The following is a 24,499-nucleotide window of genomic DNA, read 5'->3' as shown; positions in this document are numbered from 1 at the left end:
AATATAGAATTTTGATAAATTTAACTTTTTTGTGAGATTATGCAGCGATAAAAATAAATTTAGAGGGAAAGGTTATGGTAATAGAGAAGGAGAAGTTTTTTGAAATAATAAATGAGGTAAGTGAAAGTAGCGATTTGGATGAAGATAATTTACTTGAAAAAATAAAGAATGAGTTAAAAGGAAAAGATGCAGGAGAGTACAACAAGTTTAGTAAAAATTTTAGTAAAGAACATCAATTTAGTATAAAAATTTCAGAAGAAGCTGCAGAAGATTGGACGTTGTTACATCTTGCTACAGCATGCAACAATATGTTAATAGTGGAACTTTTACTAAAAAAGAAAGCAAGTGTTAACGCTCGAGTAAAAGATGGTTCTAAAAATGATGGGCCAACTGCTTTGCATATTGCTACTTCTTGTGGACATGAAAGCATGGTAAAACAACTACTAAGTGATGATCGAGTGAATCCTTCATTAAAAAGCAAAAATAAGACTCCAAGAGAGGTGGTAGGCAATACAGAAAATAAGGAAGCAATATTACAAATGTTAGAGGAAGCAGAAGAAAATTTTTATGCAAAGCATAAGAAAAAAACTGATATATCAGCAGATGTTATAAATTCTGTGAAACAATACAATACCATACGTAGTGGTGAACAGGCTCCTGTTACGTGCGAAAGTAGTGACAGTATAGTAAGTGAGCAATACTTACATGCTGGTGTTAAGAATATGGTAGAAAAATTTGAGTCACCGCAAAGAGGAAGTGTTACATGTAGTGGTAAACAGACTCCTATTGGTGAAAGCGTTAGTAGTGACGACAGCGGTCTAGAGTCTGAGGCTACATTTGATACTTCTTTCTGCTCCGAAATAAATCACGACGGGACAGCTAATGAAGTTGATGACCAAATTTTAGAAAGTCTGCAACCTCAAATTCAGCTGCAAGATAGACAAATTCGGAAGTTAGAAAAGCCAGGTAAAGAATTAAAACATGTTGAGAAAGAACTAGAAAAGTTAAAGAGTGACTTAGCTGGACATGAGACTCGGTTAGAAATAGTTGATAAGCTCAGTAAAGAGAATCAATCACTAAAGCAAAAAATAAAAGATCTGGAAAACGAGAATACAACACTTAATAGTGAATTAAGCAAAACCAAAGCAAATAAAGTATTACTAGAAAAAACAGAAAAAAGACAACTGTCTTTCTTAAAAATTGCTTCTGTAAACTTTACAATCATGTTGACAGTAGGTGTTGCCTTTAGTATAGCCTTCCAATTACCAATTCTATTGATGATTGCAACTTCTGTGATGTCTTCATTGATAGTCGGTGGAGTTACATACGCACTATCACCGCAACCTACTGAATTAAAAGAAGTAAGTATTCAATGCTCAGTGCAACATGATGCTTGTAAAACTTAACTTGTGCGCTTCCTGGTAATTTTGATATAGTTATTTCAGTTGAAATCTACAGGTTTACAAATGGCAATCTTAAGTGTAAGAGAAGCTTTATGCACAGCGATCAGAGAAGAAATGCAAAATGACCCTGATATATTTATCATGGGTGAAGAAGTTGCAGAGTATGATGGTGCTTATAAAGTAACGAAAGGATTACTGAAAGAGTTTGGAGAAAATAGGGTAGTTGATACACCCATTACTGAACATGGATTTGCTGGTCTTGCTGTTGGAGCAGCATTTGCTGGACTGAGGCCAATAGTCGAGTTTATGACTTTTAATTTTTCTATGCAGGCTATCGACCAAATTGTGAATTCCGCAGCAAAAACAAATTATATGTCGGGTGGACAACTTGGATGCCCTATAGTATTTCGTGGACCAAATGGAGCTGCAGCAAGAGTTGCCGCACAACATTCTCAGTGCTTTGCATCTTGGTATTCGCATGTTCCAGGGTTGAAAGTAATAGCACCTTACTTTGCCTCCGATTGCAGAGGTCTGCTTAAAGCTGCAATTCGTGACCCTAATCCGGTAATATTTCTAGAAAACGAGATCGCTTATGGACATGAGCATGAAGTTCCTGACTCTGAGCTATCAAATAAAGATTATCTACTTGAGATAGGCAAAGCTGCTGTTATACGGGAAGGAAAGGATGTAACTATCACTGCTTTTTCATTGAAACTAATGGATGCGTTAAATGCGGCAGATTTACTCTCTAGTGAAGGAATAGAAGCTGAAGTTATCGACCTCAGAACCTTAAGACCACTTGACACTGAAACAGTTATTAACTCTATTAAGAAGACCAATAGATTAGTAAGCATAGAAGAAGGTTGGCCATTTGCAGGAATAGGAGCAGAACTCTCAGCCATGATTATGGAACAAGGATTTGACTACCTTGACGCTCCGGTTGTACGGGTAACCGGCAAGGATGTCCCCTTACCTTATGCTGCAAACCTAGAAAAGAAAGCATTACCACAAGTGGAAGATATAGTTGAAGCTGTGCACCAAGTCTGCTTTAGAAAGAAATAGTCCTATTGACTCTTTTTTTTATCTCCCGTTCCACATTCTTCCATAAAAGAGGCATTTGTAGAGTTTATACCACCCATTACTTTTATGACAATAGTTTTAGCGCCAAAAAACACAGCGCAAAATACACCGAGGGCGAAAAGAGCAGGCCACGGCATTCTACCAAATATTGCAAGTAAAGCTGCTCCTATTATCACTACGGTCATAAGCGGTCCACCTATTCCCCAAACGTAGCCAATAATATTACATATTACTTGAGCAGTTGTATCGTCATTAGAGTTAGCAGCACTTCCAACATGAGAAAAAGAAATAAATAATACTATAAGTAGAATACAAAAAACCTTTCTAATTGTAGGGTTCATCCCTATACCTTAAGTTTAAATACTATAATTATATCTAAAATAGTATAATTTTTAGTAAAACTAGCATTGTGATTTATACAATATTGCATAGCAAATGATGTCTATTGGTTATCAATCACTGTCAATTACTTGAGAGCTTATTTCGACTTTCGAAAAAGAGCAATAACACCCATGAGTAAAATTTCACATTACCACTTTTATGTGTTATGATAAGCTTAAATTTATAAAGAAAATAAAATTGAAAGAATTGAGAGAGAACCGGATAGCAAGAACGAGAAAGTTTTTATCTTCACTGTTTTTTTTGCTACTAATTGCGCTATCAATACGTAGTTTTTTATTTGAGCCATTTCATATTCCTTCTGGTTCAATGAAAAGCACTCTACTTGAGGGAGATTATATTTTTACTAGTAAATATTCATATGGTTATAGTAAACACTCTTTTCCATTTTCTCCAAACATCTTTAGCGGTAGAATCTTTTATACCCCTCCGGAGCGTGGTGATATAATAGTTTTCAAGCCTACAAGAAATGACAGCATTAGATTTGTTAAGCGGGTAATAGGAATACCGGGCGATAAAGTGCAAATGATAGAGGGGGAGTTATATTTAAATGATCAGAAAGTAAAACGAAGACAAATTGAAAATTTTTTTGATTATGAGTCAAAGCGTAATATAGCAAGATACATCGAAACACTCCCGAGCGGCAAGGAGCATGAAATTCTAATAGATAATCTTTCTAATAAGTTATCATACAATACTCCAGTTTATTATGTGCCTGATGATCAATTTTTTGTTATGGGAGACAATAGAAATAATTCTTTTGATAGCAGGTTTTCTGAAATTGGGTTAATACCAACTGAAAATATAGTTGGACGCGTAAGCATGGTTGGTTTATCGTTTAAATTAGGCAAAGTTGATTGGTTGCCGTTTGATTTTAGGTTACCTATTGCTCTGAGATTTGACAGGGTACTTCACAAAGTTGTATGAACTCTATCTGTCTGCTGATTCGCATAATTCTAAAGCAGAGTTTTCTAACTCAGAGATAGCATTATTAATGTTGTCTAAGTCATTTTCCTGTAAAGCGTCTTTTGCGTTCTGTAGTAAAATTTTTAACTTTTGCTCAGTAGAAACATTTTCAACTAGATGTATGAGCTTGTTACCGTTAATTTTAGCCTCTGCAAGGGAACGAGCCTTCATGTCTTCATCAAAGTTACTTACTGACTGATTGACCATATCTTGAATATCTTCTTCATTTAAGCCAGAGCTTGAATTTATTTTAACTGTCTGTTCGACTCCAGTAGTTTTTTCTCTTGCAGTGACAGTCAATATTCCATCAATGCTAACTGTAAATCCTATTTCAACTTTTGCAGAACCTGCAGGCAATTGTGGTATACCTTTGAGTTCAAATCGTGCTAGAGATTTATTATCTTTTATCATTTCACGTTCTCCTTGACAAACGTGAATTTTCATTGCTGTTTGCCCGTTAGCGTAAGTTGTAAACTCTTTTATTTCTGAAACTGGTAGTGGTGTATTTCTTGGTATAATTTTTTCAACTATTCCCCCCATAGTTTCTATGCCAAGTGATAAAGGCAGCACATCAAGGAGAATATTCCTATCTTTTGAGTTTGAAGTTAAATAATGAGCCTGCAAAGCTGCCCCATTGGCAACTGCTTTGTCCGGATCCACATCATTCAGCACTTTATTGCCAAAGAGTTTGATTAGTGAATTTTGCACTAATGGCACTCTAGTTGCGCCACCAACTAAAATTACCCCTTTTATATCATCGATTTTAAGATCTATGTTGCTTATAGTACGAGTAACTATATTTATAGTCTTATTAACCAAAGGACTGATTGCTTGCTCGAATTCTTCTTTGGTAATTTTGCACTTAAATAATTCACCATTGATGCTGAATTCAAAAGTGCCAGAGGTATCTTCACTTAGGTACTCTTTTATAGCACGTATATTGCAGATACCAGTTTTAGTGTATGAATGTTGTAATTTGTAGGTAGTTGTATCAGATGGTGCAGTGCTTGACACTGGAATCCAGTTCTTATTATATAACTTTCTGGTGTGTTCACTTGCAATCAAACTTTCTGGATCCCAGACTGGGATGACACTAGAGCATTTTTTATTTAAACCTACCTGTTCTCTATACTTTTCAAGCACGATTAAACTAAGTAGATGATCAAAATCATCACCACCAAGTTTAGTATCACCACCAACTGCAAGAACTTGAAACACTCCTTGATGTAATTTTAATATTGAAATGTCAAATGTTCCACCACCGAGGTCATAAACTGCATATATGCCACTGTTATTGTTCTTTTCAATGGAGTAAGAAAGTGCTGCAGCGGTTGGTTCATTAATGAGGCGAAGAACATCTATGCCAGCTAATTTTGCTGCATATTTGGTTGCGTTACGTGCTGAATCATCAAAATAAGCTGGTACAGTAATCACTGCTTTGTTAACTTTCATCCCTGTGAATTTTTTTACCCTCTTGCATAGAGTTTTTAGTATCTCAGCAGAGATCTCAATAGGAGTGAGATACTTTTCTTCTGAGCATTTTACCCTAATAACTTTTTCACTTTCGTTATCTATTTCACAATTGATACCTTCTTTATGCAAGTCTTTAACACTTTTACCCATTAAGCGTTTTATAGAGCAGATAGCGTTTTCGCCAACATCGTAGCCTACTTTTAGTACATCCTTTTCATATGAAATGACAGAAGGTAATAGTTCACGACCTTGCTCATCTTTAAATATTTCTACATTGCCAGCTTTATTTACCATGGCAATTAAAGAGTTAGTAGTTCCAAGATCTATACCAAAAACTACCTCATTTAAACTTGGTTCAGAAATTTGAACTGGCCGCATTTTCCTTTATCTCCTCAAATGACTTATATAAATATCTCAATCTAAAAACTTGCGTAGCAGCTTCATCAAAATTTTTTGTAGCAAAAGCATTAATTAGGTTTTTAGTACAATCTTTTACCTTTTCATCAATCATCCTACTTGCAAATTGTAAATCATCGCAGTCTAGAAAGTATTCTCTTATTTCCATTGATTCATTTAATATTTCAGGATCAAGATGCTCTTTTTTGCTTTTTACGTCAAAAAGATCCAACAAATGTTCGGCACGCTTTAGCGGTGACTTCAGTACCTGATAAGCTTTGTTGATATTTTCCATACTTTTGGACTCTCTTTCATTTATATCAGTTTTGCTTAGCTCAATATATTTTTTCTCCAGCTCATCAAAGCTGATGTTAAAAGCCGGTTCAATTCCAAATAATGTGAAATGGTTGCTAGACATGAAAACTCTCTCCACAACCACATTTTCCTTTCTCATTAGGATTTTTGAAAATAAAACCTGATGAGAATTTTTCCTCTACATAATCCATTTCAGAGCCAAGGATAAACATGATAGATTTTGGATCGATCAGCACCTTGACTTTTTGATCATCACTGCAGCTTTCTTCAATTACCGACTCCAAAGGACGAACATCATATGCATACTCAATATCATATTTTAAACCAGAGCATCCTTTTTGCTTAATTAGAACTCTTATTCCTATTGCTTCTTCAAGGTTAGCATGCTTCTTTTTGTCCAATAAAAACCTTACCCTCTCTACTGCATTTGCAGTTAGAGTGATAGGTTTTTTAACAGAATTTACTCCTTGAAATTCACTCATATTCCTCAATGTTTTTGTTTATTTTGATAATCATGAATAGCAGCTTTTATAGCATCCTCAGCAAGTACTGAACAGTGTATCTTTACTGGCGGCAAAGACAATTCTTCCACTATTTGAGTATTCTTTATCTTTGTTACATTCTCAATAGTTTTTCCTTTGATCATTTCTGTAAGCAAAGAACTTGAAGCTATAGCAGAACCACAACCAAAAGTTTTAAATTTTGCGTCTTCAATAACACCTTTATCGTTGACCTTTATTTGCAGTTTCATTACATCTCCGCATGATGGTGCACCAACTAAACCAGTACCAACATTTGGATCATTTTTATCCAGAGAACCAACATTCCTTGGATTTTCGTAATGATCTAAAATTTTCTCATTATAACTCATAGATTACCCGTAAACCATTACTTACATTATAACATATTTAGGTTAAAAACTAAAGTAAAATACACTAGCAAGCAGTACATTTTACTCACAAAATATATAGGTTACGAGTGTATTTACTTTACAAATACATATAGTGCATGTCATTCTTTATATGGTAATTTTGAAAGGAGTATTTCTTGAGTTTATTCAGTAATCTTTATCAAGGACTATTAAAAACCTCCTCCCGTTTTAGTGATGGAGTAAAAAATATTTTTTCTGGCAAAAAAAAATTAGATCAGTCGCTTTTAGATGATCTGGAAGAGCTGCTGATTAGCATGGATATAGGTCATAAAACTTCTAGATTGCTTATTGATAAGCTCGCAAGTATCAAATTTGAATCAGAAGTTGAGCATAGCGTTATCACACAGCAGTTAATGAGCGAAATAGAGTCGATATTAAACCCTGTAGTGCAGCCGCTCATTTTGAATAAAAAACCACACATAATAATGGTGTGCGGAGTGAATGGTAATGGAAAAACTACAACTATAGGTAAACTTGCCTATAAATATAAGGAAAAAGGGAAATCCGTTATGCTTGTTGCGTGCGACACATTCAGAGCTGCTGCGAGTGAGCAACTAAATATTTGGGCAGAACGTTCTGATTGCTCTATTGTTACTGGAGAGCACGGTAGCGATTCTGCAAGTGTGGCATATAGAGCTGTAAGTCAAGCGATAAAAGATAGCGTTGATGTTGTTTTAATTGATACAGCAGGAAGGCTACAAAACAATGTAAATCTCATGCAAGAGCTGTCAAAAATACATAGAACGATAAAGAAATTGGATGATACTGCTCCTCATGATGTTATTTTAGTTCTTGATGGAACTACTGGCCAAAATGCTTATAGCCAATTAGAGGCCTTTAGTAAAATGGTTGGTGTTACCGGGTTAATTGTAACAAAGCTAGATGGTACTGCCAAAGGTGGAGTAGTGATTGGGCTTGCAGAAGCTTATAAGGTAAAATTACACGCTATAGGAATTGGTGAAAGTATAGAAGACCTGAGGGAATTTACTGGCAAAGAGTTTGCTGAAGCGCTGTTTAAATGTGATTGAAGATTTCCTTTAACTTTTTCATATGACCAAGCTTCAATTTTTAGATGGTGTCATTCCAGTACTTCCTATCCGAGTAACCTTTTCTTGCCATCCCAGTCTGGGATCCAGATTGCAAGTGGGTTGGGTGAGCCGTTAACGTATAAAAATTACTTCCGCATATTTTCAATCTCATTATAATTACAAATAGAGATATTTTAAGAGCTCAAAATCTATCTTTAGTCTGCAGACTTTTTAATCAAACTTATTAAAAAATGTATTCTTCAGTGTATATCTGTCGTATGTGCACTGCATTTTTTTTCTAACTCTTTTTTACACAGGAGGATTTTATGTCCAGAATTCCAGATACTTGACCTTTACTTTAGCTAAAAACCAACTGGTACCTATGGTTTTAGAAAGTGTAGGAAATAGAAACGTTTCTGTTTTTTGAGTAATTAAAAACCACTTCAGCTTGTCACTCATGCCTAAAAAGCAATTATATTAATGTAATATTGATACTTGTATACCAACATAAATATATTTTAAAAATTTAAGGAGTATATTATGACAATGTCTACCACAAATTAGTGAGAAATTAGCAGCTAGCGCAAAAAGTCTCTTTGATGAGAGCGAAAAATTATTGCTTATAGCAGAGGAAATATATAATCAAGATCCAATGAATTTTTAATTACAGTAAAAACAGTAAAAAAAGAAGCCAGTGTCACCTACTCAGATGACATTATGGAAGCTGGGATGACACCCTTCCCACAAGCAAAATGTTCATGCAGATAATATTTAATTGTGATTGAAGACCTCTTTTAACTCTTTTATATGACCAAGCTTAATTATCTCAATATCATGAGAAGAATAATTGCCATTTTTAGGCATAATCGCTTTTTTAAATCCTAACTTTTGTGCTTCCCTTAGTCTGAGATCAGCATGCGAAACATTTCTAATTTCTCCTGAAAGTGCAACTTCACCGCAGATTATTGAAGAAGTTAGTAGCGGTAAATTTACTAAACTTGAAATAAGGGAAGCAGCAACAGCAAGATCAGCTGATGGTTCCTGTATTTTGAGTCCTCCCGCAATGTTTAGGTATACTTCTTTATCATGCAAAAACATTTTACAACGAGCACTTAGAACCGCGATTATCATAGCTAATCTATTAATATCCCAACCAACTACTGCTCTTCTTGGAGTTGCCATATTAGTCCTTGCTATTAATGCTTGCACTTCCATTAAGATTGGTCTTGAGCCTTCAACTCCTGCAAATACGGCGCTGCCAACTACTTCTCTATCATGTACGGTCAAGAATAATGATGATGGATTATCAACAGGCATGAGTCCTGCTTCAGACATCTCAAAAACACCAATTTCATTTGCAGGGCCAAATCTATTTTTAATAGTGCGTAAAATGCGATATTGATTACTATTTTCACCCTCAAAATATAGTACTGTATCTACCATATGCTCCAGGGTTTTAGGTCCTGCTATTTGTCCATCTTTCGTTATATGGCCAACTATTAAGAGAGAAACACTATATTGCTTTGCAAGAACAGTCAATTCATGAGCACAGGTACGGACTTGAGTTACAGTTCCTGGTGCTGATGTGACTTTGCTATCATACATAGTTTGTATAGAATCAATTATCAAGAACTTAATACTTTTATTTTTCCTTATTGTTGCTACTACATCAGTTAAAGATACTGTAGATAAAAGCTTAATTTTAGGTTCATTTATCTTAAGACGCTTTGCTCTGAGGCTCACTTGCTCTAAAGATTCCTCGCCAGATACATAAAGACATTCAAAAGAGGAAAGTTGTACAACATTAGCTGCAATCCTAAGCAAAAGAGTAGATTTGCCAATTCCAGGTTCACCACCAATTAAAATGCTAGCACCTTGAACGATACCTCCACCAAAAACTCTATCTAACTCTTCTATTCCTGTTAAAAAACGATCGGGGGTAATAATTTCACTATCTGATAACGCTTTTATTGAAATTGGTGCAGATGTACTTCTCGTTTCTGTTTTTAGTACTATTTCTTCGACAACCGTATCCCAACTGTCACATGCAATACACCTTCCTACCCACCTTCCAGTGCTATGACCGCAGAATTGACATACGTATGCAGTTTTCATAAAAGCCAAAATTATAATTCTAATAAAAATTAGCTAAATAAGTGAAATAAATTTAAATAGAGAAAATTACCAATCACACTTTTTATCTTGTGGTTTTATTTGCAATATTGCTACTAAGCTGACTAATAAGCAAAAAATTACATAAAGCCCAGCAGCAAAGTCTATTTTAGGAAACATTATAGTAAACCCAGTGCATATCATAGGAGTAAATCCACCATGCAGGGCATAAGAAATGTTACGTGATAAACTCACACCACTAAATCTAACATTAGTAGGAAAAAGCTCAGCAGTAACTATCCCTATAGGATTAATACCCCTCTCGATTATAGAAAGAGCCATAACACTCAACATGATTATAAGATAGCTTTTATAGTAATATGCAATAGATAACATAGGACAACATAATACCATTGTTATCACTATAAATAAGATTGCAGTGCGTTCTCTTCCTGTTTTATCAGCTAAAATTCCAAGCATTATTGAAGATATCGGCATTAATATACTGGTTATAATGAGTACAACTTCGTTGACATACGTTGTTACATAAGTTTCAACAGACACTATTTCTTTTGCAATTGTTCTAAGAAATATGGTAAATCCAACAGCAACATTAACAGGTACAGATATTAAAATGGCAAGTATCAGGGCTCTTTTATAGCGTTTTGTAAGCTCTATTATTGGTAAATTAGGTAAATTTCTTTGTTCTCGATTTTTTTCATACACTGGAGTTTCTCCTAGTGTATATATACTATATGCGCTTATTAATCCTAAAATGGCTGAAAAAATAAACGGCAGCCTCCAACCCCAAGCGTTAAAATCAGTGGTTTTTTTACAGATGATCACTGCAACCACAGAGAGCAATATGCCAATAGAGCGACCAAAACTTATTATTCCAAAAAACATTCCTAGTTTTTTCTTATTAGGTAAATGCTCTATGAGATAAACAGAGCTACCTCCTTGCTCAGCGCCAAGTGCAACCCCTTGTATCAGATGGATTGTAAGAAGCAACATAGTAGAGGTTATTCCTATTTTACTATAACTTGGAATAAACGCAACGAGACTAGAAGGAATCGATATTAGCAAGATAGCAATCGTTAACGCCATTCTCCTTCCATACCTATCACCAATGTGACCAAATACAGATGCACCAAGTGGTCTTACCATTGCACCCAGTCCTGCAATTCCAAACAATTGCAATATGCTGTAGTAGATATCTTTTGCATAACAAAATTCTCTACTAATTATATTAACCAGATCAATAAAGAGCATATGGTCATACCATATTGCGATTCTACAGAGTATTGTTGCAATCAATACTCTTGTTTGTTGATTGTACACTTAGTTTAATTTGTAAATGTCTACTTATTTTTATTTTGGCTGCTTTTTAGAACTTTGCAACTCAAGCGTATGGCTTATATGTAAATATTATTAAAATTGGAACTTGCATAACCAGCCAGTCTGGGATCAAATAAAAAAATCTGGTCATCCGCTGGAATGACATGGTGGAATGTGTCATTCCAGTACTCCTTTTCTTGTCATCCCAGTGCTCCGACACTGGGATGACACCTCTCTTAAATTACTTTAGCTACAAATATCAAGAAATTTACCAAGTAGAAAAAAGACAAAAGAAACCCCCTATTAGCTAGCTCTAATCCTGAAAATTGGCCTGTCTTAAACAGCCCGTTTCAGCTTATATGGTTAAAAAACTGGAAGTTTTGTAAAGAAATAAGATGCACATAGTGCAAAAAATTAAAAATAAGACGACAACTGCGTTATGCTTTTGTCGTTTAATCTGCACAGACGAAGATAAATAGTATAGCGTTATCCTTATGGTAAGGGAGTTGAAAAAATTTATAAAGCAGGTTCTTTCATTAGTTTTTTTGCGAACATCAAACAATTACTTAGAAAAATTGGAAAGACCATTAAAATATTTTTTTACTTTTTATTCTATATATTTCAACATATTACCTTTAAGTACTAATAATTATGGCATTATTAATAGTTGAGTCGCCAGCAAAGGCAAAGACGATAGGTAAATATTTGAGTAAAGAATTCAAAGTGGCTGCATCTTTTGGCCACGTCAGAGATCTGCCAGCGAAGAATGGTTCTGTTGATCCTGATAATGACTTTGCCATGAAGTATGAGATTATTGAAAAAGCAGAAAAGTATGTAAAAGAGTTAGTCAAGGAAGCTAGTAAAACATCAGATATATACCTTGCAACAGATCCAGACAGAGAAGGGGAAGCAATAGCTTGGAATGTGATAGAGGCACTAAAGGAAAGAAAAGCAATCAATGATGAAAGTAACATTCATAGAGTAGTCTTTAACGAAATAACAAAAAGAGCAGTGCAAGAAGCTATAAAAAATCCACGTGAAATTAATATGGACTTAGTGCGTGCACAGCAAGCACGCAGAGCTTTGGATTATCTAGTTGGATTTAGCTTGTCACCGCTGCTGTGGACAAAATTGTCGGGAAGCAAATCTGCAGGGCGAGTGCAGTCTGTTGCATTAAAGCTTATATGCGAACGAGAAGATGAAATTAGTAAATTTATAACACAGGAGTATTGGAGCATAAAGGCAGAAATGCAAAATAGCAAAGATGAGGCTTTTTTTGCTATGCTAAGCCACTATGACAATAAAAAGCTAGAAAAATTTGATATTAAGAATGAAGAAGAGGCAAAGAACTTAGTCAGGGAGATCGAGTCAAGGCAGTATGCTGTAAGCACAGTAGAACGCAAGCAAGTTAAGAGAAACCCGCTTCCTCCATTTATCACCTCAAGTCTTCAGCAAGATGCAGTGAATAAACTGTATTTTAATGTGAAAAATGTTATGCAAGTAGCGCAAAATTTATATGAAGGTATCAATATTGGTGGTGAAACCGTAGGGTTGATAACTTACATGCGTACAGATGGGTTTCATATTGCAGATGAGGCTATAAACTCAATCAGGGGATCAATTAAGTCATTATATGGTGATAAATATTTACCGCAGTCTCCTCGTAAATATGTAAAAAAGGTCAAAAATGCTCAAGAAGCACATGAAGCAATCCGGCCAACTGATATTAATAGAACACCGGGTAGTATTAAGGATTACTTAACGCCAGAGCAATTTAAATTATACGATTTAATCTGGAAAAGAACCATCGCAAGTCAAATGGAATCGGCGATTCTTGATCAAGTGGTAGTTGAAATTAGTTCTATTGACCAGAAAGTGATTCTGCGAGCAAGTGGATCAAGTATATTCTTTGATGGTTTTTATAAAGTTTATCAAGATAACATAGAAGCCGAAAATGAAGGCCTGCTACCTGCCATGAAGGAAGAGGAAGCGTGCAAGTTGATTTCTGTTGATCCGAAACAGCATTTTACTCAACCGCCACCTCGTTATAGTGAAGCGAGTATAGTAAAAAAAATGGAAGAAGTCGGTATAGGTCGCCCATCAACTTATGCAACAATTATTTCGGTATTACAAGATCGTGAATATGTTTCATTGGATAACAAAAGATTTATTCCAAGCAGCCGCGGTAAGATCGTGACTATATTTTTGGAAACTTTTTTTCAGCGTTGTGTAGAGTATGACTTTACAGCACAAATGGAAGAAAGGCTTGATTCAATCTCAAATGGACATGCAGATTGGAAAAAAGAACTAGGCTATTTTTGGGTGCCATTTTTTAATCATGTAAATTCTGTTAAGCAAATGACACATGATGAGATTTTTAGTGGTATTCATGATTTGGTAGTCAATTGGTTTTGCTCAGAGGAAGGAAAGGAAGAAATAGGTAAAAAATGTCCTAATTGCTCTGGTGGTATATTGAAATTAAATTTTGGAAAAGCCGGTGTGTTTCTTGGATGTTCTAACTATCCTGCATGCAATCATACAAAAGAAATTACGGGCAGTAATGACAATTCAGAATATCCAAAAAGTTTGGGTATAGATGATATGACAGGCCAAGAGGTAATGATCAAAAAAGGTCCTTTTGGACTTTATCTGGAGTTTAATAGTGAGTCAGAAAAGAAAAAAAAGATTTCTGTACCAAAAGATATAAATGTTAATGATATTGATCTAAATACCGCCACTCGATTACTTTCCCTGCCGAAAATAATCGGAGAGCACCCTGAAACTGGAAAAGAAGTAAAAATAGGTCTTGGACGATTTGGGTACTATATTCTCTATGATGGTCGATACTTTTCTCTTAAAAAAAGCTCTAAGGAGGTATTAGACACACAATTAAACGAAGCTATACAAATTATTGAGAGCAGCCCACGCAAAGAGCTAAAATCTCTTGGTTTTAATGAAAAGGGAAAAGAAGTTTTTATCTGCAACGGTAGGTACGGATTCTATATAAAATGCGGTAAAACAAACGTTGCGTTGGGCAAGAATGCAGATATTGAAAGTATAGATCTGAAGAAGGCTTTAGAGTTAATTAAGAATAAAAAGTAGACTTCTTGCATAACCATATGCTTTTTATTGTTGTTCCAGCGCTACACGCTGGAACTGAGAAAAAAAGAGCCTGAATTACAAGAAAGAAAATATTCAGATAACGAGAAAGTTGTCACCTGGTTAGCAGCTACAGTCGTGTGACGCAGACGTGCTACCAGGAAAATAGTCTCTATCAGAGTTAAGCTTTGCTTGCAAAATGAAAAGTAAGACCAGCTTCTATACCGTGTGTGTGAAACACTTGATTGCCTATACTGATACTTTCTTTGTGTAACTTCTGGTCCGATGGTTTTTGACTTTTATTCAATTCTAATATCTTTTTTCCATCTGGGTTTACCGGTTGCTTTGCTTTCATTTCTCCTAACACCTCTGCTTCAAAATCAACATTACTACCAAGAACACCAAAACCTCTATATCCGATGTGCATATTTACATCTTCGTTTATACGATAATCAAAGCCAGCTTTCAATTGACCTGCAGGTCTTATTGACGATTTTTCAAACATTGTCATTCTTGTTGCACCGACTCCAACCCCAACATAAGGAGAAAAAGATAAACTATCACTTTTCCAATAATGATAAACATTTGCCATTACAGATGCGTTTTCTACTTGGTCATGATTAATTACAGTTTTATACATATAAGTTTTTTTATTAGCACTCTCACTAACGTCTTTTAGATACGAAACAGTTACTTGATTACTTGATAAACCAATATTATCTACTTTTACAGAAGAGTACATCCCTTCCAATTCAGCTCTATAGCTATTATTGCCTAGTTCTCCTGTGTAACCAAACGTTACATTTGCAGCAAAAGGTGGGTTATAATCTCCTTTATACTTACTTATTAACTGACCTTCTGTTCTCTGAGCGTCTATGTCATTTATAGATACACGGTTATCATCTTTAGCATCTTTGCCTCCAATTTTTGCTTTCAACTTACCCAAGTTCAAATATTGACCGTAATATCCACCACCAAAGTAAAATCCTTCTGTTTCACTTGCAAAAGATTGTTGTGACAACAATAAAGCAAGTGCTGTAACTGCTAATGTTTTTTTACTCATCATGACTATTCCTCTAGTTAAAATAGCTAATCTAGTACTAATTAATTAAAAATGATTTAATATGAAAAAACTAATTATTTTCTAAGCTAAAAAATAGGTAAAATTAACCTCTATCCTCGATTTTATTGCCGTCTAGTTTGTCCTCATCTTCAAATTCATCATCATCGTCAAATTCATCCTTACTGTCTTCATCATCAAACCCATCATCGTCTTCCTCATCATCAAACCCATCACCACCTTCAAACTTATCATCAATATCCTCGTCTTCAAATCCATCTTCAATCTCTGGCTCATCGTATATTGCATCTTCAGTTTTAGCTTCAACAGGATAATCAGCAGCTTCAATAGCATTACTCTCTTCTTCATTACTAATCTTATCTTTGTTAGCAGCAGAAAAGACCTTGTTTGGATCATATGGCTCTTGTGTAGGCACACGTGTTGGTTTAATCAGCCTTCTTGTGAATGTGCTATCACTATAGTACAAAATTTTCTTTGACTTAATTGGATAAGTCGATTCTATCAAAATTATCTGATCATCACGTGGCAGCATAATAATTTCTTGAGGTAAGAGCAATGCTCTCTGTGTTTCAGAGATATGCAATGATCTTGATGCAGGATTCAAGTCTAAAAATTTAGGTTTGTTTAATGATTCTTGTTGTACAGTTTTGTTTCCTATAAGCTGAGATATCAAATTAGCCGTTTCAATATTATTGGCTGCAAAAGTTATTCTATAGGTTGAGTTTGATAAAAAGGAGTTCATTCCTGCTTCTTCATATATTCCTTTAAGCTGTTCAGTATCTTGAACAATTAAAAATAACCTTACTCGATAGCCACGAAAGTATGCGATGCCCGTTTGAAATTGCTCCATTTTTCCAAGTGTTGGAAACTCATCCATTAAAAATAATACGCCGTAAGGCTCGTCATCCGATGGCAATTTTCTACATAAAAACTCAGTTGCCTGTTGGTAAAAAACCTGCATTAAAGGCCTGAGCCTAGTTAAGTTATCAGGAGTTAAACCAACATAAACTGTAGTTTTCTTCTTTTTAAAATCCAAAATATTAAAATCACTTGATGCAGTTGCAGTATCGATCAATGGGTTTGCCCACAATTCAAGCGACGAGTTCATAGTTGACACAACACCTGATCTTTCTTTGTCAGCCTTTTGCAAAAAAGCTGCAATGTTCATATACGCTACCGGATGTATTATTTTACCCATTGTGTCCAAAACTACAGCAAGATTGTAAACTACGTCATCGCTACGCATCGTACGCACAACCTCACCAAAAGATTTAACTTTCTCTGGTGCAGCAAGTAAATATAGTACCACCCCAACAAATAAGCTTCTTGCTTCGTTTTGCCAAAAATCTTGTTCAGGCATGATTAGGTTAGCTATTTTTTGCACATCGTCAACCATCTGTCCAGGTTTTTCACTAATCCATTCCAGTGGATTATAACAATGGCTTACCCCATCTGGCTGCGCTGGGTTCCATACATATACTTTTTGTCCTTGTCGCTCTCGCCAACCACTTGTTATTTCATAGTTTTCTAATTTTATATCATGCACAATTACCGAATCATTCCAAAATAACAAATTAGGAATTACAAAACCAACACCTTTACCAGAGCCTGTAGGTGCAAAGAGCAATGCATGCTGAAACCCATCAGCAATAAAATATCCTCTCTTATCTTTACCAAGCAATAGACCTTTTTTGCTTCTTAATCCCGCTTTTCGTATGTCTTTCTCTGATGCCCACTGTGAATCTCCATGAAGTGATTCTTTCTTTTTAAATGGCCGCCACTCAATTAGTCTTTCTCTCACATTCCACAAAATAATCATCAAAACAATTTGAGGCAGTAGAGAAGATACAACTAATTTAATTTTGAGCTCAAAGCTATATAGCTCTGGATGATGCCAACAATATTGTATATGATCAAAAATTGTCGGCCAGAGAGCTTGAGGAAAAGGTGTCAAGCTAGGATTAATTGCTCTAAAATCTACACCATCTGGACCGTCAACAAACAGGTAGAATAATATACCAGACAAATAGAAGCAAAATTCAAATATGCTAAAAGATACTACACCTCCTATGAGAATATTGCGTAGGTGATTTCCATTACTCATAAACTACTTTTTCTTAACTTACGTATAAATTTAAGTATTTTCATTTGAAGATCTAGTAAATAATATCTCAGAAATGCTTCTTTTGCCTCCACTGGTTCTTTTTAGCTGAATAACAATATCAATTACATTTCTAATGTATGGTATGATCTGATCTGGGGGAATTCCAAGATTTGCTTGCATAACCATAAGTTTTATTTGCTCAAGAGCCATTGCCGGACTATCCGCATGAAGAGTTGATATTGACCCTGGGTGGCCAGTGTTTATTGCTCTAAGAAAACTAAAAGCTTCTGCTCCACGCAGCTCACCAACTATTATTCTATCTGGTCTTAAACGTAAACATGCCTCTATCAAATCTTGAGTGGTCACTTTTGCCCTGCCTTGCCCTCCTTTAGAAGCAATTAAATGGACTTTATTGGGATGATCATTCAAAACTATCTCTCTTGCATCTTCAACAGTAATAATTCTTTCTTCAGATGGAATAGCACGCAAAGTAGCATTAGTAAAAGTGGTTTTACCAGTGGAAGTTCCACCACTAATTATGATATTTTTCTTACTTATTACAGCATATTCTAAAAACTCTTTTATTTTTTTTTGTTTCAGTAGCAAATCTAGGTGACGATCTACTGGATTATCGGTCACTCCTATAACAGTGTTAGAAAAAGCCCCCATTTTTTCATAATCATCCAATGCCAATTGCATAGAAGAAGGTTTACGAATTGAAATGACTACTTTATCAGGCTCACATGCTGGAGGAAACACTATCTGTATACGATAACCATTTGGTAATGTAGCTGAAAGCAGCGGTGTCTCTTCGCTCAGTTTTTGTTCTGTAGCTTGAGCAATCAACCTGCTAAGAGATTTTAAATGATTAAGATCAAATATTTCTAACTTTTCGCATCTTATTTCACCGCGATTTTCAATCCATACTTCCTTCGGTTTATTTATTGATATTTCATTTACACCTTCCTCTTGAAATATCCCTTGTAATGGCTCCAAGTATGTATCAAGTGCAGCATAGTTCATTTCAGTTATTTAATATTGACTGTGGAGGAAATACTATATCTTGGTTAACAAATACTTTCAATGCAGTTCCTTGATTAACATAAATAGTTGGCTTTTTATCTACACTCCTATCAACTATATCTCGCATGTCTTTGGAAAAATCATTGATTGACTTCCCAATTGCTTCATCATAAACAGATTTGCTTCTTTTCTGAGTTTGCCTCAACAGTTGACGTACATCGTCTAAAGTTATACCGATATTGTCACTAGTAATTGTATCAACTCCACTAGCTCCAGAACTTTTTATCACACTTACTATTTCTTCCTTTATTATTCTCAGCAAATCCTGATCACTTTTAGCATTTCGAATTTTTTCAATAGCCCTAATACCCAATTTCCATTTTTCGTCTCCTACCTTCCCAACTTCAGTTTTTATAGAATCCTCCAATCCCTCAACAATAGCCCCTTTGAGAGAAGAAATATCTATTTCAGTTGCAGTAATAGACTTCACTGCATCCATGGCAGTTAGCGCATCGATAAGATTAGAGGCTTTTTGTCCTACAACAGCTGAACCAATCGAAACACCAGCAAGTGCCACTGAAGAGAATAATGCACTTGCTATTTTATTATCAACTATTCCAGCTATCCCTGCCCTTCCAAGCTCATCGGTACCAGATGATGCAATAGCAACATCTATACCATGAGGAAGAATGATCCTATTCCAATTTATGTTCACGCGGGCTTTTGCAACATTTGAGTCGAATGAATAACCACCTATTAACCTTGAACCTTTTGGTATTAAAATTGTATCACCAGTTTCTGCATAAACGTCTCTACTAACAACAGCACGGAGCATTCCTTGTAAGTCAGAACTTATTGCAGTTTCAAGAATAGCGTCAATAACTTTACCTTGAATAATCATTAAACCAAGCTTTCCAGCTTTGGTAGCTTTGCTCGACTGTGCTGAGGTATTGGATAAAACAGCATCTGTAGCTTTACCTTCCCCACTACTACCTGAAATTGCTAACATTTGTGCACTACGTCTGTCTCTAGGATAACCGCCACCCCCTATTGTAGGAAATGAAGTAGGCAAATTGCTAATAACATTACCAGAAGGAAAATTTTGCTTTGGTAAAACAGGTATATTTGACAAGGGAATTTCTTTTAGTTGCTCTTCTTTTTTTGTCACTTCCTCTTTTTTGATTTGTTTTACTTCTGGTATGACTTGTGGGATAGGAAGAGGAGGTAAGGGTGGCAAGAGATCAGTTGCTATCCTCTCGGAAACTACTACATTATCTGGAACTTGTTCTAACTTTCCTTTCAATTCTTGAATGTTTTGCTTTGTTCCCTCTTTTTTAACAATCTCTGGACCCTCTTTATTAGAAGGACTAAAATAAAGATAGTACACTCCACCAACTAAGAGCGCTACCATAACTATCATCAATGCCTTATAACCTTGATTAGAGCCAACTGTTACTACCTTGCTTTCTATCTCTGATTCATCTTCTACACTATTATGCCTTTCTTTACTCATATTATATGTACCACAACTAAAGTGACCTATTTATAACTTCAACTTCACTACCTTCATAACGCATTAATAGCTTTTTATGTACTCCTTTTATTACAACATAATCATCAAATAACAGCCTTTTACAGGATTCGCCTTCTATAAAAATCTGAGGAATTTTATTACTATTTCTAAACTTTAAATAGGTTAAATAACCATCATCGAATAACTCAATTGGAACTATATCTACGTTACCACCTTCATCAATATATGTATAGTTGTACCTCGTATTATTTTCTTGTATTATTTTTTCTGGCTTTTCTGTAATGTATTGCATTTGAGTAGGTAAAGAAACCTCATCTAAATCAACATCAAATTCATCTTCTTCTTGAGGATAATAAAAACGTATTACGTAAGATATATCCTTTTCAACGGAATAATCATGATCCACTTTTTTAGCATCAGCATCTGGGTATTTATCGTAATTTGGTCTTGAAATTAGATCAAAAATGTAATTTCTCTTTTTAGTTGTCGTAATAATCATGTTAGTGCGACTACTGACTTCAAATGGCATGACAAGCAGTTTATTATCATAAGGATTAATTTTCCAACTTGATGCATCACCAACAGCAATATTTTTGACTTTTTCCCCTTCTGCAAACTCAATATAAGAATAGTAACCTTGACTAAAAATTACTGTAAACACCTCATTAGGGCTATATACAAAAGTCTTTATTCTACTATCTACAGAAATAGGTTTATTATTAATAGATGCATTTAAGTTGCCACTTATTAGTAAAGCTAAAACTAACAATATCCTACACATATTCATCATCTACTCTATATGAAATAACTTGAAACCCTAACGGGTTAATATATCTTTGCTGATCATTCATTTCAAGCGATGCATATTTATACGACATCACAACTATCTTATTTTTCCTTGAGTAATTTCCATCTTTTCGTGTAAATTCTATAGAAAATCTCACTTGAAGAGCATCATTACCTAATTTTTGAATTGAACGAATTTTCAACTCACCTTTAGCATCTGAATATAAATTAAAAAGGTCATTCATATTCTGCGATTTTATATAATTGCTAAATTCACTATATACACTAGGCGAAGAAAACAACCTTACTTTTGTATAATAATTATAATTATAATTATATGGGTCAAAAACCTCCCTTGCTTTTATATACTCTGAAATAAAATAATCGTTCAGCGTTTCATTTGCAGAATATTGTTTTACTGTAACAGGATCAACCAATTGCACTATTCCTGACTTTTTGTCAATTTCTATAACGAATGGCTCAATAGTGCTACTTGTGCTAATTTTAAATATAGCTAATATGCTTATAGAAATTGCAACTAGTAATATTAATGTAAATAAAAGTAAAGTATTTCTCTGAGCAACAACTGTGCTATAGCGACTTGAATTCCAATTTATATCCTTATCCAATGACTCATTACTTTTTTCTTGTTTTAAAAATTTCAGCATCTCAATATTCTTAAAAATCTTAACTTATATTAATTAACATAGCAAGCTAACAAAGTAGTTATAACAAAAAAGCTAATAAACCCTTAATCCATGGCCTAACTTGCCAAATTTTGTTTCCATATATGAATGATTATATTCATTGCGTTCCATAATAAGTGGTACACACTTTGTAACTTCTATACCGTTATTTTTCAACTCTGATAACTTTCTACCATTGTTTGTAAGTAATTGTATTTTGTTAATGTTCAATTTCTTAAGTATTTTAGCTGCAACAGCAAAGCTCCTTTCATCATCTTCAAAACCCAATACTCTATTTGCATCAACAGTATCAAGATTATATTTTCTTTGCATACTGTATGCTCTTAACTTATTAGTTAAACCAATGCCTCTCCCATCTTGCATCAAGTATAATATAATGCCATTCCCAAAGTCGGTCATTATTTGAATCGCTTGATGTAACTGGCTTCTGCAATCACATGATAAGCTGTCTAATAAGTCTCCTGTATAGCATGCAGAATGAATTCTCACTAATGGCTCATTATCTTTATCTGGATTGCCAATGATAATTGCATAATGTTCTCTTCCGCCACTTTTGGTTCTATAAGATATGATATCTACTTCTTGAGTCTGCTTTAAAAATAATGATGTTTTGCACACTTCATACACACTATGATTTTGTTGAAAATCATTCACAAGTAACGTATTTAGTGCAATAATGTCATTTTCTTCACACCAATTTCGCATTTCATGTTTATTCTCAAAAGTCATATCAGCCACTAACGCGTATGGCAATAATTCTGAGAACTTAAGCAAGGCAACAGCATACGCATCTATTGTCTTTGAGCATTGCAACTCTTTTATCCAATCTTCCTTTGAACAGTTTATTAAATGGAGCAGTTCATCAAAATTGCTTATCAACAGACGTTTGCTACTATGTTCTTTACTCTGACATATGTATTTTACCTTACTTGCAGTCAAAGTAACATACACATTACCTGATATAAGCTTATATTGACTAAATAAATTTTTTTCTAAAGTTTCAGCAGCAGCAAGCAATAGATAGTTATTTTCATCATCATATATTAAAATTGGAAGACCACGCCTGACTTCACTGATGGCCCTTTCTACTTTATTTCTACTTTGATTTCCTATAAACATTTCACCTACACCAAACAACTTGGTGCGGTCGAGAAGACTTGAACTTCCAAGGCTTTGTGAGCCACAGCGACCTCAACGCTGCGTGTCTACCAATTCCACCACGACCGCACTTTATTCTAGTTTCTATATAATTACTTTAAATTACTTAATCATTTTAGGGTTTTTCATCTAAAGTGTCAATCTGATACTAGGATAATTTAGGAAATGCCTGTATAATTTAACTATGAATTTTATGGTTACAAACTTTAATCATTTAAGATAATCTTACTACTAATTCTTAATTTAGGTCTTTATACAAATGAAAATAGCTAATATCTTCATTTTTTTAATTCTATCTCTTACAATTAGCTTTTACACCACTCATGCACAAATATTGTACACATGGTCTCAAATCATTCCAGAAAATAAATTAAGCATACGTGCGATTATAGACAATAACATGTGTCCCGTTGCTTATGTCGATAATAAGGCAGTAGAAATGCTAAGTCGCAGCTCAATTAACAATACCGAAACAGTTTGTGAACTGATAGTAGAAACAAATGCTCAAAACATTAGTATTGACAATATAAAAGTTCCCGTATTAGCGGAAAAGATCAGCAAAATTGCCTTCATTGGCGATACAGGATGTAGAATAAATATGTTATTTCAGCAAGAATGTAATTCTGTAGATAGCTGGCCTTTGAAAAAAAATTTAGATTCAATCGCTTTTCATAAACCAGATTTAATTATCCATGTTGGTGATTATCATTATAGACAAACAAAATGTAGAAACACAAAAAAGTGCGGCGATATTTATGGATATAGCAAAGAAGCTTGGTACGCTGATTGGTTTGAGCCTGCAAAAGATATTTTAACACAATCTCCTTTTCTTTTTGTTCGTGGAAATCATGAGAGTTGTAATAGAGCTTATGAAGGATGGTTCAGATATTTAGATTCATACCCCTTTTCCCCTCAAAAATGTGAAGATCTTATTTCCAGTTGGTTCTTAGATGCTGGGCCGATGAAGTTTTTTATCTTCGACTCTTCATCCGGTGAGGAAATTTTTACAACCCAAAGCACAGTTGATGCTTTTGAGAGGCAGTTTGATAAATTGATACAAGATAAGCCCACGTGGTTTTTGACTCATAAACCACTTTGGAGATCTCCAAAAAAAGAATTTTTGACATTAAAAAGCCATGGTAATCTTACACAAATTGAAGCTTTTGGAGATAAATTTCCAAGCAATGTTACTACCATAGTTTCTGGCCACATTCATATAGCCCAGATTTTATTAATGGATAATGTTCCAGATCAGATTATAGTTGGAAACGGCGGTGCATTATTACACGCTCAAGATCAAGAACCTGTTTATCAAAACGTAGAATTTAACTATCCAAATAGTAGAAATTACTTAGCACACGAAGTTAGAAACTTTTTCGGCTTTGGCTTTGCAATATTAGGTTTAGACGATCACAAATTTACTTTCTATAACCAAGATAATAAGGAAATGTATTCTGCAAACCTAACGAAAGACTTTAAACTTAAAACAAATTAAAATTAGGACTATTTGTTGTTATCGATTACTGACCTTACCGAGAAAAAGTAGAGAAGTAGAAATGTGAGTTG

Annotated in this window: 20 protein-coding genes and 1 tRNA gene; 6 read left to right on the top strand and 15 right to left on the bottom strand. The window is 34.7% G+C overall.

The window, feature by feature from the left end; translation table 11 throughout:
• Positions 1-74 precede the first annotated feature (74 nt).
• Both ABWU65_RS06400 and ABWU65_RS06395 read left to right on the top strand, forming a co-directional pair.
• Complete coding sequence (locus ABWU65_RS06400; RefSeq protein ID WP_265025069.1) at positions 75-1,406, top strand: ankyrin repeat domain-containing protein; 1,332 nt, start codon at positions 75-77, stop codon at positions 1,404-1,406.
• Between the two features lie 60 nt (positions 1,407-1,466).
• Positions 1,467-2,465 carry a pyruvate dehydrogenase complex E1 component subunit beta gene (locus tag ABWU65_RS06395; RefSeq protein ID WP_007302625.1) on the top strand — a complete coding sequence of 333 codons (999 nt, stop codon included), beginning with the start codon at positions 1,467-1,469 and terminating at the stop codon, positions 2,463-2,465.
• A 2-nt stretch (positions 2,466-2,467) separates the two neighbouring features.
• Here ABWU65_RS06395 and ABWU65_RS06390 read toward each other — a convergent pair whose 3' ends face one another.
• On the bottom strand, positions 2,468-2,824 hold the full coding sequence (locus ABWU65_RS06390) for a TrbC/VirB2 family protein (protein WP_007302624.1): 357 nt from the start codon (positions 2,822-2,824) through the stop codon (positions 2,468-2,470).
• Positions 2,825-3,023: 199 nt separating this feature from the next.
• On the opposite strand from ABWU65_RS06390, the gene lepB reads away from it, so the two are divergent.
• Positions 3,024-3,809 carry a signal peptidase I gene (gene lepB / locus ABWU65_RS06385; protein WP_007302623.1) on the top strand — a complete coding sequence of 262 codons (786 nt, stop codon included), beginning with the start codon at positions 3,024-3,026 and terminating at the stop codon, positions 3,807-3,809.
• A gap of 3 nt (positions 3,810-3,812) precedes the next feature.
• On the opposite strand, the gene ABWU65_RS06380 is transcribed toward lepB, so the two are convergent.
• From ABWU65_RS06380 to iscU, 4 genes are read right to left on the bottom strand one after another with little or no spacing between them, the layout of a single operon-like run.
• Complete coding sequence (locus tag ABWU65_RS06380) at positions 3,813-5,699, bottom strand: Hsp70 family protein (protein WP_007302622.1); 1,887 nt, start codon at positions 5,697-5,699, stop codon at positions 3,813-3,815.
• Positions 5,677-6,135 (bottom strand): iron-sulfur cluster co-chaperone HscB C-terminal domain-containing protein, encoded by a 459-nt coding sequence (locus ABWU65_RS06375; protein ID WP_007302621.1) that lies wholly within the window; start codon positions 6,133-6,135, stop codon positions 5,677-5,679. The genes ABWU65_RS06380 and ABWU65_RS06375 overlap by 23 nt, the downstream gene beginning before the upstream one ends.
• A complete protein-coding gene (locus tag ABWU65_RS06370) occupies positions 6,128-6,514 on the bottom strand; it encodes a HesB/IscA family protein (RefSeq protein WP_006012614.1) in 387 nt (128 codons plus the stop codon). Before ABWU65_RS06370 ends, ABWU65_RS06375 begins: the two co-directional genes overlap by 8 nt.
• 5 nt (positions 6,515-6,519) lie before the next feature.
• On the bottom strand, positions 6,520-6,903 hold the full coding sequence (gene iscU, locus ABWU65_RS06365; RefSeq protein WP_007302620.1) for a Fe-S cluster assembly scaffold IscU: 384 nt from the start codon (positions 6,901-6,903) through the stop codon (positions 6,520-6,522).
• 176 nt (positions 6,904-7,079) lie between these two features.
• Here iscU and ftsY point away from each other — a divergent pair, with 176 nt between their 5' ends.
• Positions 7,080-7,991: a signal recognition particle-docking protein FtsY gene (ftsY, locus tag ABWU65_RS06360; RefSeq protein WP_127464245.1), complete on the top strand. Its 912-nt coding sequence runs from the start codon at positions 7,080-7,082 to the stop codon at positions 7,989-7,991.
• 771 nt (positions 7,992-8,762) lie between these two features.
• On the opposite strand, the gene radA is transcribed toward ftsY, so the two are convergent.
• A complete protein-coding gene (gene radA / locus ABWU65_RS06355; RefSeq protein WP_019236958.1) occupies positions 8,763-10,106 on the bottom strand; it encodes a DNA repair protein RadA in 1,344 nt (447 codons plus the stop codon).
• A gap of 66 nt (positions 10,107-10,172) precedes the next feature.
• Positions 10,173-11,444 carry an MFS transporter gene (locus ABWU65_RS06350; RefSeq protein WP_052264750.1) on the bottom strand — a complete coding sequence of 424 codons (1,272 nt, stop codon included), beginning with the start codon at positions 11,442-11,444 and terminating at the stop codon, positions 10,173-10,175.
• A gap of 648 nt (positions 11,445-12,092) precedes the next feature.
• Here ABWU65_RS06350 and topA point away from each other — a divergent pair.
• A complete protein-coding gene (gene topA, locus ABWU65_RS06345) occupies positions 12,093-14,543 on the top strand; it encodes a type I DNA topoisomerase (protein ID WP_353280477.1) in 2,451 nt (816 codons plus the stop codon).
• 178 nt (positions 14,544-14,721) lie between these two features.
• Here the strand turns inward: topA and ABWU65_RS06340 are convergent, their stop codons facing one another.
• The 8 genes from ABWU65_RS06340 to ABWU65_RS06305 all read right to left on the bottom strand — a co-directional run bounded on the left by ABWU65_RS06340 (position 14,722) and on the right by ABWU65_RS06305 (position 23,002).
• On the bottom strand, positions 14,722-15,606 hold the full coding sequence (locus ABWU65_RS06340; protein ID WP_213863946.1) for a P44/Msp2 family outer membrane protein: 885 nt from the start codon (positions 15,604-15,606) through the stop codon (positions 14,722-14,724).
• 100 nt (positions 15,607-15,706) lie between these two features.
• Entirely contained in the window at positions 15,707-17,725 is a 2,019-nt protein-coding gene (locus tag ABWU65_RS06335) for a type IV secretory system conjugative DNA transfer family protein (RefSeq protein WP_019236953.1), read from the bottom strand.
• Positions 17,726-17,755: 30 nt separating this feature from the next.
• Positions 17,756-18,748 carry a P-type DNA transfer ATPase VirB11 gene (virB11, locus tag ABWU65_RS06330; RefSeq protein WP_149168821.1) on the bottom strand — a complete coding sequence of 331 codons (993 nt, stop codon included), beginning with the start codon at positions 18,746-18,748 and terminating at the stop codon, positions 17,756-17,758.
• Position 18,749: 1 nt separating this feature from the next.
• Positions 18,750-20,261 (bottom strand): TrbI/VirB10 family protein, encoded by a 1,512-nt coding sequence (locus ABWU65_RS06325; RefSeq protein WP_353280476.1) that lies wholly within the window; start codon positions 20,259-20,261, stop codon positions 18,750-18,752.
• Positions 20,262-20,277: 16 nt separating this feature from the next.
• A complete protein-coding gene (gene virB9 / locus ABWU65_RS06320) occupies positions 20,278-21,069 on the bottom strand; it encodes a P-type conjugative transfer protein VirB9 (RefSeq protein WP_254230093.1) in 792 nt (263 codons plus the stop codon).
• A complete protein-coding gene (locus ABWU65_RS06315; RefSeq protein WP_353280475.1) occupies positions 21,056-21,736 on the bottom strand; it encodes a virB8 family protein in 681 nt (226 codons plus the stop codon). The genes virB9 and ABWU65_RS06315 overlap by 14 nt, the downstream gene beginning before the upstream one ends.
• 72 nt (positions 21,737-21,808) lie before the next feature.
• A complete protein-coding gene (locus ABWU65_RS06310) occupies positions 21,809-22,894 on the bottom strand; it encodes a GTP cyclohydrolase II (protein ID WP_213863944.1) in 1,086 nt (361 codons plus the stop codon).
• Positions 22,895-22,914: 20 nt separating this feature from the next.
• Positions 22,915-23,002 (bottom strand) — tRNA-Leu (locus ABWU65_RS06305).
• Positions 23,003-23,192: 190 nt separating this feature from the next.
• Between ABWU65_RS06305 and ABWU65_RS06300 the strand changes: the two genes are divergently transcribed.
• Complete coding sequence (locus ABWU65_RS06300) at positions 23,193-24,428, top strand: metallophosphoesterase family protein (RefSeq protein WP_353280473.1); 1,236 nt, start codon at positions 23,193-23,195, stop codon at positions 24,426-24,428.
• Positions 24,429-24,499: the final 71 nt, after the last annotated feature.

This window comes from Wolbachia endosymbiont (group B) of Silvanus unidentatus, assembly GCF_964028615.1.
In the GTDB taxonomy this organism is placed as follows: Bacteria; Pseudomonadota; Alphaproteobacteria; order Rickettsiales; family Anaplasmataceae; genus Wolbachia.
The sequence above is the reverse complement of the archived record's forward strand: the minus strand, read 5'-3'. Positions and strand labels throughout refer to the sequence as shown.

What these genes read in the sequence shown, in the direction of transcription:
- ABWU65_RS06400 (WP_265025069.1), top strand. Translation starts at nt 75, where the DNA reads ATGGTAATAGAGAAGGAGAAGTTTTTTGAAATAATAAATGAGGTAAGT.
- ABWU65_RS06395 (WP_007302625.1), top strand. Translation starts at nt 1,467, where the DNA reads ATGGCAATCTTAAGTGTAAGAGAAGCTTTATGCACAGCGATCAGAGAA.
- ABWU65_RS06390 (WP_007302624.1), bottom strand. Translation starts at nt 2,824, where the DNA reads ATGAACCCTACAATTAGAAAGGTTTTTTGTATTCTACTTATAGTATTA.
- lepB (WP_007302623.1), top strand. Translation starts at nt 3,024, where the DNA reads ATGTGTTATGATAAGCTTAAATTTATAAAGAAAATAAAATTGAAAGAA.
- ABWU65_RS06380 (WP_007302622.1), bottom strand. Translation starts at nt 5,699, where the DNA reads ATGCGGCCAGTTCAAATTTCTGAACCAAGTTTAAATGAGGTAGTTTTT.
- ABWU65_RS06375 (WP_007302621.1), bottom strand. Translation starts at nt 6,135, where the DNA reads ATGTCTAGCAACCATTTCACATTATTTGGAATTGAACCGGCTTTTAAC.
- ABWU65_RS06370 (WP_006012614.1), bottom strand. Translation starts at nt 6,514, where the DNA reads ATGAGTGAATTTCAAGGAGTAAATTCTGTTAAAAAACCTATCACTCTA.
- iscU (WP_007302620.1), bottom strand. Translation starts at nt 6,903, where the DNA reads ATGAGTTATAATGAGAAAATTTTAGATCATTACGAAAATCCAAGGAAT.
- radA (WP_019236958.1), bottom strand. Translation starts at nt 10,106, where the DNA reads ATGAAAACTGCATACGTATGTCAATTCTGCGGTCATAGCACTGGAAGG.
- topA (WP_353280477.1), top strand. Translation starts at nt 12,093, where the DNA reads ATGGCATTATTAATAGTTGAGTCGCCAGCAAAGGCAAAGACGATAGGT.
- ABWU65_RS06340 (WP_213863946.1), bottom strand. Translation starts at nt 15,606, where the DNA reads ATGATGAGTAAAAAAACATTAGCAGTTACAGCACTTGCTTTATTGTTG.
- ABWU65_RS06335 (WP_019236953.1), bottom strand. Translation starts at nt 17,725, where the DNA reads ATGAGTAATGGAAATCACCTACGCAATATTCTCATAGGAGGTGTAGTA.
- virB11 (WP_149168821.1), bottom strand. Translation starts at nt 18,748, where the DNA reads ATGAACTATGCTGCACTTGATACATACTTGGAGCCATTACAAGGGATA.
- ABWU65_RS06325 (WP_353280476.1), bottom strand. Translation starts at nt 20,261, where the DNA reads ATGAGTAAAGAAAGGCATAATAGTGTAGAAGATGAATCAGAGATAGAA.
- virB9 (WP_254230093.1), bottom strand. Translation starts at nt 21,069, where the DNA reads ATGAATATGTGTAGGATATTGTTAGTTTTAGCTTTACTAATAAGTGGC.
- ABWU65_RS06315 (WP_353280475.1), bottom strand. Translation starts at nt 21,736, where the DNA reads ATGCTGAAATTTTTAAAACAAGAAAAAAGTAATGAGTCATTGGATAAG.
- ABWU65_RS06310 (WP_213863944.1), bottom strand. Translation starts at nt 22,894, where the DNA reads ATGTTTATAGGAAATCAAAGTAGAAATAAAGTAGAAAGGGCCATCAGT.
- ABWU65_RS06300 (WP_353280473.1), top strand. Translation starts at nt 23,193, where the DNA reads ATGAAAATAGCTAATATCTTCATTTTTTTAATTCTATCTCTTACAATT.